This window comes from Vibrio sp. 10N.247.311.49 (assembly GCF_041467655.1).
GTDB classification, from domain to species: domain Bacteria; phylum Pseudomonadota; class Gammaproteobacteria; order Enterobacterales; family Vibrionaceae; genus Vibrio; species Vibrio crassostreae_C.
This window is the reverse complement of sequence record NZ_JBFSVA010000025.1, coordinates 57,535-70,699: the sequence shown is the minus strand read 5'-3', so window position 1 is coordinate 70,699 and position 13,165 is coordinate 57,535. Positions and strand designations below refer to the sequence as shown.

The following is a 13,165-nucleotide window of genomic DNA, read 5'->3' as shown; positions in this document are numbered from 1 at the left end:
CTGCGACCCCATCATTATGAGTGATGTGCTCTAACCAACTGAGCTAAGTAGCCATTTCCATATTGTTGCTCATTTCGAAACGTTGCCGCTTCGCTGTGAACGGGGCGCATTATGCGGAGTTGAGTGAAACCCGTCAACTTTTTTTTTGAATAAATCGCGAATAAACATCTGTTCGGTTTCTTTTTAGGCAAAGAGGCGTATTTGTCGACAAAAAACAGGTCTAAAAGGCGATATATATAGGAAGTTAACTTTCTGGTGAGGGACAATTTAGAAAGGGGAAAAACAAAAAGGCCAGTGAATTCACTGGCCTTTTTTCTAGATGTTTAATCAGAATTATACATTGAAGCGGAAGTGAACAACGTCACCATCTTTAACGATGTATTCTTTACCTTCAAGGCGCCATTTACCTGCGTCTTTCGCACCGCTCTCACCGTTAAATTCGATGAAGTGATCGAATCCAACAACTTCAGCACGGATGAAACCTTTCTCGAAGTCTGTATGGATCTTACCCGCTGCTTGTGGCGCAGTTGCACCTACAGGGATTGTCCAAGCACGAACTTCTTTAACACCAGCTGTGAAGTAAGTCTGAAGAGTCAGTAGTTCGTAACCAGAGCGGATCACTCGGTTAAGACCTGGTTCTTCGATACCCATATCCGCAAGGAACTCTTCGCGATCTTCGTCATCAAGCTCAGAAAGCTCTGATTCGATTGCTGCACAAACAGCAACAACAACGTTGTTTTCGTTTTCTGCGTATTCACGAACAGCGTCTAGGTATGGGTTATTTTCAAAACCATCTTCTGCAACGTTTGCGATGTACATTGTTGGCTTAAGCGTTAGGAAGTTTAGGTAGCCGATTGCTGCCGCTTCTTCTTTGCCAAGTTCAACAGTACGTGCCATACCACCTTCAGTTAGAACTGGAAGTAGCTTTTCTAGTACAGTGATTTCGAATTTAGCGTCTTTGTCGCCGCCTTTCGCTTTCTTCGCGTTACGTTGAATTGCACGCTCACAGCTGTCTAAGTCAGCCAGTGCAAGTTCTAGGTTGATCACTTCGATATCTTCAATTGGAGATACTTTGCCAGCAACGTGAACAATGTTTTCATTTTCAAAGCAGCGTACAACGTGACCGATAGCGTCAGTTTCACGGATGTTAGCTAGGAATTTGTTACCAAGACCTTCACCTTTAGATGCGCCAGCAACTAGGCCCGCGATATCTACGAATTCCATTGTCGTTGGAAGGATCTTCTGTGGATTAACAATTTTTGCTAATGCATCTAAGCGTAGATCTGGAACCGGAACGATACCTGTGTTTGGTTCGATCGTACAAAATGGAAAGTTTGCTGCTTCGATGCCTGCTTTAGTCAGTGCGTTAAACAGAGTTGACTTACCAACGTTTGGTAGACCAACGATGCCACATTTAAAACCCATGATATAAACCTTATTCTGCTTTGAACGTATGTAAGCGATTTTGTGCTTTTGGTAGGCCATCTTTTAATAAGATGTCTAGGCTGCGAACCGATTCGTCAACGACGGCCTCGATACACTCTTGCTCTTTTTGAGGAGCTTTGCCTAATACATAACCTGCAACTTTATCTTTGTGTCCTGGATGGCCGATGCCTAATCTAAGACGATAGAATTCTTTATTGTTACCCTGCTTGCTGATGATGTCTTTCAGACCATTATGTCCGCCATGACCACCACCTTTTTTAAACTTTCCAATACCAGGAGGCAGATCTAACTCATCGTGAGCGACCATGATCTCTTCTGGTTTAATTTGGTAGAACTTTGCTAAGGCTGCAACTGCTTTGCCTGACAAGTTCATAAAAGTCGTTGGGATCAGCAAACGAAGATCTTCACCGTGAACCATGATACGACCCGTTAGGCCAAAGAACTTTGGTTCGTTCTTTAGTGTCACGTTATGTACACGCGCTAATTCTTCAACTACCCAAGCGCCCGCGTTGTGGCGAGTTTTGGCGTATTCTGGACCTGGATTAGCCAGTCCAACGAGAAGTTTTATTTGTTGGCTCAAGGTATGGATCTCTCTTGGGATTTCAAAAAGCGCCGTATGATATCACAGTTTATGAAAAAGGTGCGAGCTAGCTGATAGCTGCGCGATTATTCCTGTTTGTGATAACTAGCAGTGCAATATTGCTCAGACATAAAAAAAGCACTTCATTGACTGAAGTGCTTAATATCTTTCTCTCGCTTGTTTCTAAAACCAAGCTTTTGTAAAAAAAGCTATTGGGCTTTGATTAGTTGAACATCGCTGAGATTGATTCTTCGTTGCTGATACGACGAATCGCTTCAGCAAGCATGCGAGAAAGGCTAAGTGTTGTCACTTTACCCGTCGCAGCCATCTCTGGAGATAGAGAGATAGAATCCGTTACGATAACTTGGTCTAGAACAGAGTTCTTGATGTTGTTCGCAGCAGTACCAGAGAAAACAGCGTGAGTTGCGTAAGCGAATACACGCTTAGCACCGCGCTCTTTAAGCGCTTCAGCTGCTTTACATAGTGTGCCACCCGTATCGATCATGTCATCAACGATAACACAGTCACGACCTTCAACATCACCGATTAGGTTCATTACTTCAGAAACGTTAGCACGTGGACGACGCTTATCAACGATAGCGATGTCAACATCACCTAGCGCTTTAGCCGTTGCACGAGCACGTACAACACCACCAAGGTCTGGAGAAACCACTACTGGGTTTTCTAGGCCACGGTTAGCCATGTCTTCTAGAAGAACTGGAGTGCCGAAGATGTTATCAACAGGTACATCGAAGAAGCCTTGGATTTGCTCTGCGTGTAGGTCGATAGTAAGAACGCGGTCAACGCCAACGTTAGAAAGGAAGTCTGCAACAACTTTTGCAGTAATTGGCACACGAGCAGAACGTACACGACGATCTTGACGGGCATAACCGAAGTAAGGGATTACAGCAGTAATACGGCCAGCAGAAGCACGGCGCATTGCGTCAATCATTACCACCAATTCCATAAGGTTGTCATTGGTTGGTGCACAAGTTGATTGAATCAGGAATACATCGCTACCACGAACGTTTTCATTGATTTGAACAGCGACTTCGCCATCAGAAAAACGGTCTACAGTAGCATCGCCAAGAGAGATGTATAGACGATCAGCAATACGTTGGGCTAGTTCAGGTGTTGCGTTACCAGCAAATAGCTTCATATCAGGCACGGTGGAAACCTCGGGTTGCGTCCAGTTTTAAATAGATTGTGGGTGGGCTGATTGGTATTCAGCCAGAGTTTCTTTTAAAGGAGAAATGTTTCTTCCTTTCGCTACGAAAGCGGAAACTGTGTCAGGCAGTTGTTCTCGCACCAATTCGGCTTCTTTTTTGCTGTTAAATTCAGCAAAAACGCACGAACCTGTACCAGTCAATCTCGACGGCGCGTATTGTAGCAGCCATGAAAGTTGCTTATCAACCTCTGGGTACAGCATTCGCACAATTTTTTCGCAATCGTTTACGTATTCTTGCTCTAGAAGCGTTGCTAGCGCTCGCTTTGGCGTATTTCGAGTTAATTCTGAATGTTTGAATATGTCTGAAGTTGCTATGCTCACTTGAGGTTTGGCGACTAGATACCATTTTTCATCCGGATTAGCTGGTGACAATTGTTCTCCAACCCCTTCAGCAAAGGCGGCGTGGCCTCGAACGAAGACAGGAACGTCAGCACCAAGCTTCAAACCGATCTCTGCAAGTTGATCATCAGAAAGATTCAGTTGCCACAAGTAATTAAGCGCCACTAACACAGTTGCAGCATTTGAAGAGCCTCCGCCAATACCACCACCCATTGGTAGCACTTTCTTTAGCTCAATATCGGCACCGAAAGAGGTTGAGGTGTACTGTTGAAGTGCAGTAGCGGCTTTCCAAATTAGGTTGTCTTCAAGCGCTACACCAGGTATTTCTGGCGTGATGGTTATCGAGCTCGTTTCTGAGTTTGCGGTAACCGTCAGTTCATCACCAAAGTCAACGAACTGAAAGAGTGTTTGAAGCTCGTGGTAACCATTATCACGTCGGCCAGTGATATAAAGAAATAGATTCAGCTTTGCTGGAGAAGGCCAGTGTGTTGGTGTTGTAATCATTTTTTCAGTGTCCACTTCGAAACTACGATGTTGATTTTGTTTTGGTCTTGCTTGAAAGAGAGTCGAGTAGGGAGCGGAATCGTCTCCACATTTACTTTGTCTTCACCAGATTGCAGAGTACTCGGCATCTCTGTATTGCGATAGTTAGCAAAACTCAGAGTCCATAGTTGGTTGCTGACTTGCTTGGTTAGTGACTCAAGGGTGTTCGTTGTATTTAGCTGATAGCTATCCGCTTGGTCTGGAATGCCAAGGAACCATTGTGGCAGATGATCAACAGGGATCTTCAAGCCTGTAAGCTGCTCAACCAAAATAGAGGCGCTCGCGTGGGTAAATACTTGGTCATCATAAGTGACGACTTTGGCGCCAGATGGATCAATGGTCAGGTTTAATGCGGTTTGACCAAGGAAAGTAGTGAGTCTTAATTGGCTTTGATTTGGAGAGTGCTTCCAAACGAAATTGAGGCTTTGGCGCTGCTCGGGAGAGATGTAGGCAAGCTTACCTGAAGCTTGATAGTTTTCTATCTGTAATAGGCGGCTTTGGTGTGTTTGCCATTCAACACTCGTCGGTTGTTCCGGGATAGACGAGCAACCCACCATGATTATGGTAATAAAAATAAGAGACGCGATTTTACGAAGCTTGCCCATATTTGCTCACAACTTGTTCAAATTCATCTAAAAAACGCTTCAACTATAGCATTGAATTCACGAAGTCAGGAAAACAAATCCCGCTTGCTCTTTAAATAGAGCCATGCATCAAGTAAAATTCGCCCCTTGTTTCCATTCCCTGATCGAGAACTTCTGATACATGTCTTTGCTTGCCGTAGGTATCAATCACAATACAGCGTCGGTTGAATTGCGAGAAAAAGTCGCTTTTGGTCCAGATAAATTATCTGAGGCACTCAAGCAACTTAACGCAAATGCACACGTGAATGGAAGTGTCATACTTTCTACCTGTAATCGAACTGAAGTGTATTGCGACGTTAAAGGCGTGGCTAAAAACAAACTCATCGATTGGTTGTCGGTTTTCCATCAAGTTAGCCCAGAAGAGCTAAAGCCAAGCCTTTATATCCATGAAGAGCAGGCGGCGATTAAACACTTAATGCGCGTTGCTTGTGGTTTGGACTCTTTAGTCTTGGGTGAACCGCAGATCTTAGGTCAGGTGAAGCAAGCGTATACGGACTCGCGAGAGAACAAATCCGTTGATGCTTCAATGGAAAAACTATTCCAGAAATCATTTTCTGTTGCGAAGCGTGTTCGAACTGAAACTGAAATCGGCGGAAGCGCGGTTTCTGTAGCTTACGCAGCCTGTACCTTAGCCAAGCATATCTTTGAATCCATCGCAGATTCAACCGTGTTACTGGTTGGTGCGGGTGAAACCATTGAGCTGGTGGCTAAGCACCTTTCGGCGAATGGCTGTGCAAAAATGATTGTGGCGAACCGAACTCGAGAACGTGCTCTAGGGCTAGCAGAAGAATTTGGTGCTGAAGTGATCAGCTTGAATGAGATCCCTGATCATCTTCATCGAGCGGACATCGTAATTAGCTCAACCGCAAGTCCATTGCCTATTATCGGTAAGGGTATGGTTGAGACTGCTCTAAAAACAAGAAAGCATCAGCCGATGTTATTGGTTGATATTGCCGTTCCACGTGATGTGGAATCGCAGGTTGGTGATCTAAATGATGCCTACCTTTATTCGGTTGATGATTTGCAGTCGATTGTTGATGGCAATATCGAACAACGTAAAGTTGAAGCGATTCAAGCTGAAGCGATCGTCAGTGAAGAAAGTGCCGCGTTCATGAGTTGGATGCGCTCTTTACAAGCGGTAGACAGTATTCGAGATTACCGTAAATCGGCTAACGAAATCCGCGAAGAATTATTAAGTAAAAGTTTACAATCGCTTGCCGCTGGCGGTGACCCTGAAAAAGTTTTACTCGAGCTCAGCAATAAGCTCACAAACAAATTGATCCATGCTCCAACGCGCGCACTTCAAAGTGCAGCTGAGCAAGGAGAACCTGCAAAATTAATGGTCATTAGACAGAGTTTGGGCTTAGAAAACCCTCAATAATATTAGACCTCCAACAAGATAAGACATTATGAAAGCCTCGATTCTAGTAAAGCTTGAAACACTTGTTGAACGCTATGAAGAAGTTCAACATCTACTTGGTGATCCAGATGTAATCGGGAATCAAGACAAATTCCGTGCACTTTCGAAAGAATACTCTCAACTTGAAGAAGTGACAGCTTGCTTCCAGTCATACCAGCAAGCGAAAGAAGATCTAGAAGCTGCTGAAGAGATGGCAAACGAAGACGACGCAGAAATGCGTGAAATGGCTCAAGATGAAATCAAAGATGCGAAAGCAGCAATTGAGCGTCTGACTGATGAGCTACAGATTCTTCTTATTCCAAAAGATCCAAACGATGAGCGTAACTGTTTCCTAGAAATCCGCGCAGGTGCGGGTGGTGATGAAGCAGGTATCTTCGCGGGCAACCTGTTCCGTATGTACTCTAAGTTTGCTGAGAAGAAAGGTTGGCGTGTTGAAATCATGAGCAGCAATGCTTCTGAGCAAGGCGGCTACAAAGAGATGATCGCTAAGGTTAGTGGCGACGCTGTTTACGGCACCATGAAGTTTGAGTCAGGCGGTCACCGTGTACAACGTGTACCTGAAACCGAATCTCAAGGCCGTGTTCACACGTCAGCATGTACGGTTGCGGTTATGCCTGAGATCCCAGAAGCGGATCTTCCAGAAATCAAAGCGGGCGACCTTAAAATTGATACTTTCCGTGCATCAGGCGCGGGTGGTCAGCACGTTAACACCACGGATTCAGCAATCCGTATTACTCACTTACCAACGGGTACAGTAGTAGAGTGTCAGGACGAGCGTTCTCAGCATAAAAACAAAGCGAAAGCGATGGCTGTTCTTGCTGCTCGTATTGTTCAAGCAGAAGAAGAGCGCCGCGCGGCAGCGGTTTCTGATACACGTCGTAACCTACTAGGTTCGGGTGACCGTAGTGACCGTATTCGTACGTACAACTACCCACAAGGCCGTGTTTCGGATCACCGTATCAACCTTACAATTTACCGTCTTAACGAAGTACTTGAAGGTGACATGCAAAGCTTGCTTGATCCTGTACTTCAAGAGCACCAAGCCGATCAGCTTGCTGCACTTGCAGAGAACAACTAACCAGTATGCAGTCAGCATATACGGTTGAAAGTGCTTTAAAAGCAGCAATCGTAAAGCTTCAAGAGGGTGATAACACATCACCCTCTATTGATGCCGCGGTACTGCTTTGTCACGCCTTAGATAAACCAAGATCTTACCTACTGACTTGGCCTGAGAAGCATCTCACCTCTGAGCAAGAGTCTGAATTCAATGCCCTTCTAAAACGTCGCTTAACCGGTGAGCCTGTGGCTTACATTATCGGTGAGCGTGAGTTTTGGTCACTGCCGTTAAAAGTTTCCCCTTCTACATTAATCCCACGCCCAGATACCGAGCGTTTGGTTGAAGTAGCGTTGGATAAAACCTTTGGCAAGCAAGGCGCGATTCTCGATTTAGGGACAGGTACAGGTGCTATCGCGTTAGCATTGGCGTCTGAGATGCCGAATCGACAGGTGACGGGTATTGATCTTCGCCCTGAAGCGCAGCAGCTTGCGACAGAGAATGCACAGCGTCTCAACATCACCAATGCGACTTTTTTGCATGGTAGTTGGTTTGAGCCTTTGAGCTCTGAAGGCGTTGTGAAATTCTCTCTGATTGTTTCTAACCCGCCATACATTGAGAAGAATGATCCTCATTTGTCTCAAGGCGATGTGCGTTTTGAGCCGATCACAGCACTGGTTGCTGAAGAGAAAGGGCTTGCAGATATTCGATACATTTCTGAAAACGCACGTGGCTTTTTGGAAAATGAAGGTTGGTTAGCATTTGAACACGGCTATGACCAAGGTTTGGCAGTTCGTGAGATTATGCAGGCGCTCGGTTATCTCGATGTTGTCACAGAGAAAGATTACGGTGGTAATGACCGAGTGACATTGGGTCGTTACTGTTCATAGTTAGTGATTGTTAATCGTCTTGTGAGCAATGGATGATGAACTTGCTAAATTGATACCTTGAACTCGACAATACATTTAACCCGATAATGCATTTAACGCAGAAATACAGAGATTTTATGCAGAACTACAGAGCATTAACGGGTATTGTGAGGCTCGTGTTAACGAAAGCACATATAAAAATATAAAGGAATACCATGTACGAAGGTCTAAAACATTTTCACCTATTAACGATTGCTATAAGTGCGCTACTTCTCTCGATTCGTTTCGCTCTTATGATGGCTAACTCACCTAAGCTTAAGCATCCTTTCTTGCAGCGTTTCCCTCATATCAATGACTCGTTGCTATTGCTATCGGGTATTGGTTTGATTTTCATCACTGGCTTTATTCCATTTACACCAGCAGCACCATGGTTAACCGAAAAACTAACTTGTGTTATGGCTTACATCGCATTAGGTTTCTTTGCGCTTAAGCTAGGTAAAAACAAGCTACTGAGAGTATTCTCTTTCTTTGGTGCGCTTGGCTGGTTAGCGATGGCAGGCAAAATCGCAATGACCAAGACACCAACATTTTTCGGTTAATTATCTCCTTATTTCGGTTAACTATCTATGTACGAATTTTTTGATGAAGACTTTGACCAGCTAGAATTAGCTGAAGGTGCATTGATCTTAAATAAAGCGATTAACCCAGAAACTCAAGACAGTTGGGCAGAGCAAGAGCTGGCGAGATTGTTAAAAGACGCCGAGTTTGCTTTGGTTAATGAAACCGATGAACAGCAGAAGTTTGAATCTTTTATTCGACTATTCTTTTATGAATGGGGTTTTGCTGGCGATAAAGATGCGTATTTCTCTTCGGAAAACGCGTTCATCGATAAAGTGCTTGAGAGAAAGAAAGGTATTCCAGTCAGTCTGGGGGCGATTTTTCTTTTTCTAGGTCGCAAGCTAGGCTTTCCTGTAGAGGGCGTCTCTTTCCCGACTCAATTCTTACTTAAAGTAAGTTGGTACGGGCAAGCTACAGCTTATATTAACCCTTATAACGGTGAGTATGTTGGCGAACAAACGCTGCGAGCATGGTTAATTGGACATGACGGCCCATTAGCTAAGGTGAAACCTGAGCACTTAGAAGTCGCCGACCACCCAACAATTATTGGTAAGTGGTTAGCCCTGCTCAAGAGTGCACTGCTGCGAGAAGAGCGTTATACACTTGCATTGAAGTGTACTGACCTTGCTTTGACGTTTGTACCTGATGACCCATATGAAATCCGTGACCGCGGTTTTATCTATCAGCAGCTAGACTGTCACCAAGTAGCCGCAACCGATTATCAATACTTTATCGACCAATGCCCAGATGACCCGGCATCTGAGTTACTGAAATCTCAAGTGAACGTCATGAACGAAAAGACAGTGGTTGTTCACTAATTAATAATTATTTAGAGAGAATATGATGGAACAGAAAACAGTTCATATTGGCGATATGCCAATTGCTAACGACAAGCCATTTACGCTATTTGCAGGCATGAACGTTCTTGAATCTCGCGATCTTGCTATGCAGATCTGTGAGCACTATGTAAAAGTAACCGAGAAGCTGGGCATCCCTTACGTATTTAAGGCGTCTTTTGATAAAGCGAACCGCAGCTCAGTTCATTCATACCGTGGTCCAGGAATGGAAGAAGGTCTCAAAATCTTCCAAGAGCTGAAAGATACTTTCGGCGTGAAGATCATTACTGATATCCACACAGAAGCTCAAGCTCAGCCTGTTGCGGATGTGGTTGATGTAATCCAACTACCTGCATTCCTAGCTCGTCAAACTGATCTTGTTGAAGCAATGGCTAAGACTGGCGCAGTAATCAACGTGAAGAAGCCTCAGTTCATGAGCCCGAATCAAGTTGGCAACATCGTTGATAAGTTCGCTGAGTGCGGTAATGACAACATCATCCTTTGTGAGCGTGGCGCTTGCATGGGTTACGATAACCTTGTTGTGGATATGCTTGGCTTTGGCGTAATGAAGAAGTCTTCAAACGGTAGCCCAATCATCTTCGACGTGACGCACTCTCTACAAATGCGTGACCCATCAGGTGCTGCATCTGGCGGTCGTCGTGAGCAAACGGTTGAACTTGCTAAAGCGGGTCTTGCTACGGGTATTGCGGGTCTGTTCATTGAAGCTCACCCAAACCCAGACCAAGCTCGTTGTGATGGCCCATCTGCGCTACCTCTAGACAAACTAGAGCCGTTCTTGAAGCAGATGAAAGCACTTGATGACCTTATCAAAGGCTTTGAGCATATTGATATTAAATAATTGAGATGGATGTGAAGTAACGGAAACGTTATTTAACAAAGTTGATCTAAGAAAGCCCAGTTCTCTGAATTGGGTTTTTTTTATCTCGTAAAATCAGCCGAACATAAACCGTTCATTTAAAGAGTTGTTAACGTGGCGGGTTATTACCTAAGAAACTCTTATATGAGTGTGAGGTCAGTCCTGTTTGCAGTAAATTACTGATATTCATCACACTTTGTAAGTAAACGATTGCTTGTGATGCAGGGGAAGTTTGAGTGTAATCTCATAATTTTGTTACACTTAACTGTTGACCTATGTGTGACCAATTCGACATAAATATGAAATCGTCGTGTTACATCTAGAATGTTAATTTAAGATTAGTCATGTTGAAGTCTTATTGTTCGAACTCCAGGAAAGGGGTCGCAATAGATTATAAAAAGCAGTGGATTCCCCTAAAAAGTTCAAAGGTATGACAATGAAGCAACGCCTTATTCTAAAGACAGCACTAAGTGCTGCAATCCTAGCTACTCTAGCTGGGTGTGCGTCTCAATCAGCTCATGATTGGAACCAAGACGAAACTTACAAGCTAACGATTCTTCACACAAACGATAACCATGGTCGTTTCTGGCAGAATAAATATGGCGAATACGGCATGTCTGCACGTAAAACGCTAGTTGACCAACTTCGTTCAGAAGTTGAAGCAGAAGGCGGTAGCGTGTTGCTTCTATCTGGCGGTGACATCAACACGGGTGTTCCAGAGTCAGACCTTCAGGACGCAGAACCTGATTTTAAAGGTATGAACAAAATTGGTTACGATGCCATGGCATTGGGTAACCACGAGTTTGATAACTCTTTAGACGTATTACAAAAGCAGATCGACTGGGCTAACTTCCCAATGCTATCTGCAAACATCTACGATAAAGCGACAGGTGAACGTAAGTTCCAAGCTTACGAGATGTTCGAAAAGCAAGGCATCAAGATTGCGGTTATTGGTTTAACAACTGAAGATACCCAAAAGATTGGTAACCCTGAATTTATCGCAGGCATCGACTTCCGTGATCCTAAAGAAGAAGCGAAGAAGCTAATCGCTGAACTTAAAGAAACAGAAAAACCGGATCTAATCTTTGCTGTGACTCATATGGGTCACTACGAAAATGGCCAACGTGGTGTTAATGCTCCGGGTGATGTCGCACTTGCTCGTTACCTAAACGAAGGCGATCTAGACATGATCGTTGGTGGTCACTCTCAAGAGCCTGTATGTATGGAAGGCCCTAACGTTGCGAAGAAAAACTTCAAGCCGGGTGATGAGTGTAAGCCTGACGTACAGAATGGTACTTACATCGTTCAAGCTCATGAGTGGGGCAAGTACGTAGGTCGTGCTGATTACGAATTCCGTAACGGCGAACTAGAAATGGTGAGCTACGACCTGATTCCAGTTAACCTTAAGAAGAAAGTTAAGATTGACGGTAAGAAGCAACGTGTTCTTATTCAAGATGAAATCGCACAAGACCCAGAGCTACTTGAATTCCTACGTCCTTTCCAAGAGCAAGGTCAAGCACAGCTAGAAGTTCAAATCGCAGAGACAAATGGCAAGCTTGAAGGCGATCGTAACGTCGTTCGCTTCCAACAGACCAACCTAGGTCGTTTGATTGCGACTTCTCACATGGAGCGTGCAAAAGCAGACTTCGCTGTGATGAACTCTGGTGGCGTTCGTGACTCAATTGAAGCCGGTAATGTTACTTACAAAGATGTACTGAAGGTACAGCCTTTTGCAAACATCCTGACTTACACAGACATGACGGGTAAAGAAGTTCTGGATTACCTAAATGTAGTAGCGACTAAACCAATCGATTCTGGTGCTTACGCTCAGTTTGCTGGAATCTCTATGACAGTAGCGAACGGTGAAGTATCGAATGTATTCATCGGTGGCAAACAGCTTCGTCTAGACGAAACTTACCGTTTCACAGTACCAAGCTTTAACGCTGCTGGTGGTGACGGTTACCCTAAACTGTCTGATCACCCAGGTTACGTAAATACTGGTTTTGTTGATGCTGAAGTACTGAAAGAGTACCTAGAAGCAAACAGCCCGGTTGACGTGAACAAGTACGCGCCTTCAGGCCAAATGGTTTACAAGTAATTGTATCAATAGGTGCTAAATTAGATTGACTCTAGCACCATGATAAATTTAACTAAAGCGACGCCTTGGCGTCGCTTTTTGTTTATCTATCGTTTGGATTTGTTATGACCCCTGCAATCAATCTCGCCAAGAAAAAGAAAATCGCTCATAGTGTGCACCAGTATCATCATGATGCGAATAATACGAACTATGGTTTAGAAGCCGTTGAAGCGCTTGGTCAAGATCCCAAACGTGTATTCAAAACGCTGTTGTTCTGCTTGAATGGTGTGGCGAAAGATTTGGCGGTTGCCGTTATTCCTGTCGACCAGAAGCTAAATCTAAAGCTTGCCGCTAAAGCAGCGAAAGGCAAAAAAGCAGAGATGGCCGATCCTGAGATTGCTCAGAAAACCACGGGTTATGTTGTTGGTGGCATTAGTCCGCTTGGACAGAAGAAAGCACTGCCTACCTTCGTTCATTCCAGTGCGACAGATTTTGAAACGATATGTGTGAGTGCAGGTAAGCGTGGGCTAGAGATTGAATTAGACCCAAAAGACTTAACATTTCTGACTCGCGGCCAGTTTGCTGATTTATGTTTATAGATTGTCGTCGTCATGATGATAAAACTATCGAATGA

At 44.3% G+C, this 13,165-nt stretch carries 13 protein-coding genes; 8 read left to right on the top strand and 5 right to left on the bottom strand.

The genetic code is table 11. The features are described from left to right. Window positions 1-333: 333 nt before the first annotated feature. From ychF to lolB, 5 genes are all read right to left on the bottom strand, one after another. A complete protein-coding gene (gene ychF / locus AB6E54_RS19275; protein ID WP_010439159.1) occupies window positions 334-1,425 on the bottom strand; it encodes a redox-regulated ATPase YchF in 1,092 nt (363 codons plus the stop codon). 10 nt (window positions 1,426-1,435) lie between these two features. Continuing rightward, a complete protein-coding gene (pth, locus tag AB6E54_RS19270; RefSeq protein WP_004739815.1) occupies window positions 1,436-2,026 on the bottom strand; it encodes an aminoacyl-tRNA hydrolase in 591 nt (196 codons plus the stop codon). 223 nt (window positions 2,027-2,249) lie between these two features. Next, complete coding sequence (locus tag AB6E54_RS19265) at window positions 2,250-3,194, bottom strand: ribose-phosphate pyrophosphokinase (protein ID WP_004739814.1); 945 nt, start codon at window positions 3,192-3,194, stop codon at window positions 2,250-2,252. Between the two features lie 27 nt (window positions 3,195-3,221). Next, complete coding sequence (gene ispE / locus AB6E54_RS19260; RefSeq protein ID WP_372106510.1) at window positions 3,222-4,097, bottom strand: 4-(cytidine 5'-diphospho)-2-C-methyl-D-erythritol kinase; 876 nt, start codon at window positions 4,095-4,097, stop codon at window positions 3,222-3,224. Further along, a complete protein-coding gene (gene lolB, locus AB6E54_RS19255; protein WP_061034148.1) occupies window positions 4,094-4,741 on the bottom strand; it encodes a lipoprotein insertase outer membrane protein LolB in 648 nt (215 codons plus the stop codon). The genes ispE and lolB overlap by 4 nt, the downstream gene beginning before the upstream one ends. A gap of 160 nt (window positions 4,742-4,901) precedes the next feature. Here lolB and hemA point away from each other — a divergent pair, with 160 nt between their 5' ends. From hemA to ybaK, 8 genes are all read left to right on the top strand, one after another. Next, window positions 4,902-6,161, top strand: a complete 1,260-nt coding sequence (hemA, locus tag AB6E54_RS19250; RefSeq protein WP_372099495.1) for a glutamyl-tRNA reductase — start codon at window positions 4,902-4,904, stop codon at window positions 6,159-6,161. Window positions 6,162-6,189: 28 nt separating this feature from the next. Beyond that, window positions 6,190-7,278 carry a peptide chain release factor 1 gene (prfA, locus tag AB6E54_RS19245; RefSeq protein WP_017062313.1) on the top strand — a complete coding sequence of 363 codons (1,089 nt, stop codon included), beginning with the start codon at window positions 6,190-6,192 and terminating at the stop codon, window positions 7,276-7,278. 5 nt (window positions 7,279-7,283) lie between these two features. Further along, complete coding sequence (gene prmC, locus AB6E54_RS19240) at window positions 7,284-8,144, top strand: peptide chain release factor N(5)-glutamine methyltransferase (protein ID WP_017062314.1); 861 nt, start codon at window positions 7,284-7,286, stop codon at window positions 8,142-8,144. A 194-nt stretch (window positions 8,145-8,338) separates the two neighbouring features. Further along, window positions 8,339-8,722: a SirB2 family protein gene (locus tag AB6E54_RS19235; protein WP_009848726.1), complete on the top strand. Its 384-nt coding sequence runs from the start codon at window positions 8,339-8,341 to the stop codon at window positions 8,720-8,722. A 27-nt stretch (window positions 8,723-8,749) separates the two neighbouring features. Next, entirely contained in the window at window positions 8,750-9,559 is an 810-nt protein-coding gene (locus tag AB6E54_RS19230) for a SirB1 family protein (RefSeq protein WP_171733548.1), read from the top strand. Between the two features lie 22 nt (window positions 9,560-9,581). Continuing rightward, window positions 9,582-10,436 carry a 3-deoxy-8-phosphooctulonate synthase gene (gene kdsA, locus AB6E54_RS19225; RefSeq protein ID WP_017069619.1) on the top strand — a complete coding sequence of 285 codons (855 nt, stop codon included), beginning with the start codon at window positions 9,582-9,584 and terminating at the stop codon, window positions 10,434-10,436. 454 nt (window positions 10,437-10,890) lie between these two features. Continuing rightward, a complete protein-coding gene (ushA, locus tag AB6E54_RS19220; RefSeq protein WP_017064163.1) occupies window positions 10,891-12,552 on the top strand; it encodes a bifunctional UDP-sugar hydrolase/5'-nucleotidase UshA in 1,662 nt (553 codons plus the stop codon). A 104-nt stretch (window positions 12,553-12,656) separates the two neighbouring features. Further along, complete coding sequence (gene ybaK / locus AB6E54_RS19215; protein ID WP_017062318.1) at window positions 12,657-13,130, top strand: Cys-tRNA(Pro) deacylase; 474 nt, start codon at window positions 12,657-12,659, stop codon at window positions 13,128-13,130. Window positions 13,131-13,165 lie beyond the last annotated feature (35 nt).

Coding starts and splice junctions, on each gene's coding strand:
- hemA (WP_372099495.1), top strand. CDS start 4,902: ATGTCTTTGCTTGCCGTAGGTATCAATCACAATACAGCGTCGGTTGAA.
- kdsA (WP_017069619.1), top strand. CDS start 9,582: ATGATGGAACAGAAAACAGTTCATATTGGCGATATGCCAATTGCTAAC.
- ispE (WP_372106510.1), bottom strand. CDS start 4,097: ATGATTACAACACCAACACACTGGCCTTCTCCAGCAAAGCTGAATCTA.
- lolB (WP_061034148.1), bottom strand. CDS start 4,741: ATGGGCAAGCTTCGTAAAATCGCGTCTCTTATTTTTATTACCATAATC.
- prmC (WP_017062314.1), top strand. CDS start 7,284: ATGCAGTCAGCATATACGGTTGAAAGTGCTTTAAAAGCAGCAATCGTA.
- prfA (WP_017062313.1), top strand. CDS start 6,190: ATGAAAGCCTCGATTCTAGTAAAGCTTGAAACACTTGTTGAACGCTAT.
- ybaK (WP_017062318.1), top strand. CDS start 12,657: ATGACCCCTGCAATCAATCTCGCCAAGAAAAAGAAAATCGCTCATAGT.
- AB6E54_RS19235 (WP_009848726.1), top strand. CDS start 8,339: ATGTACGAAGGTCTAAAACATTTTCACCTATTAACGATTGCTATAAGT.
- ychF (WP_010439159.1), bottom strand. CDS start 1,425: ATGGGTTTTAAATGTGGCATCGTTGGTCTACCAAACGTTGGTAAGTCA.
- ushA (WP_017064163.1), top strand. CDS start 10,891: ATGAAGCAACGCCTTATTCTAAAGACAGCACTAAGTGCTGCAATCCTA.
- AB6E54_RS19230 (WP_171733548.1), top strand. CDS start 8,750: ATGTACGAATTTTTTGATGAAGACTTTGACCAGCTAGAATTAGCTGAA.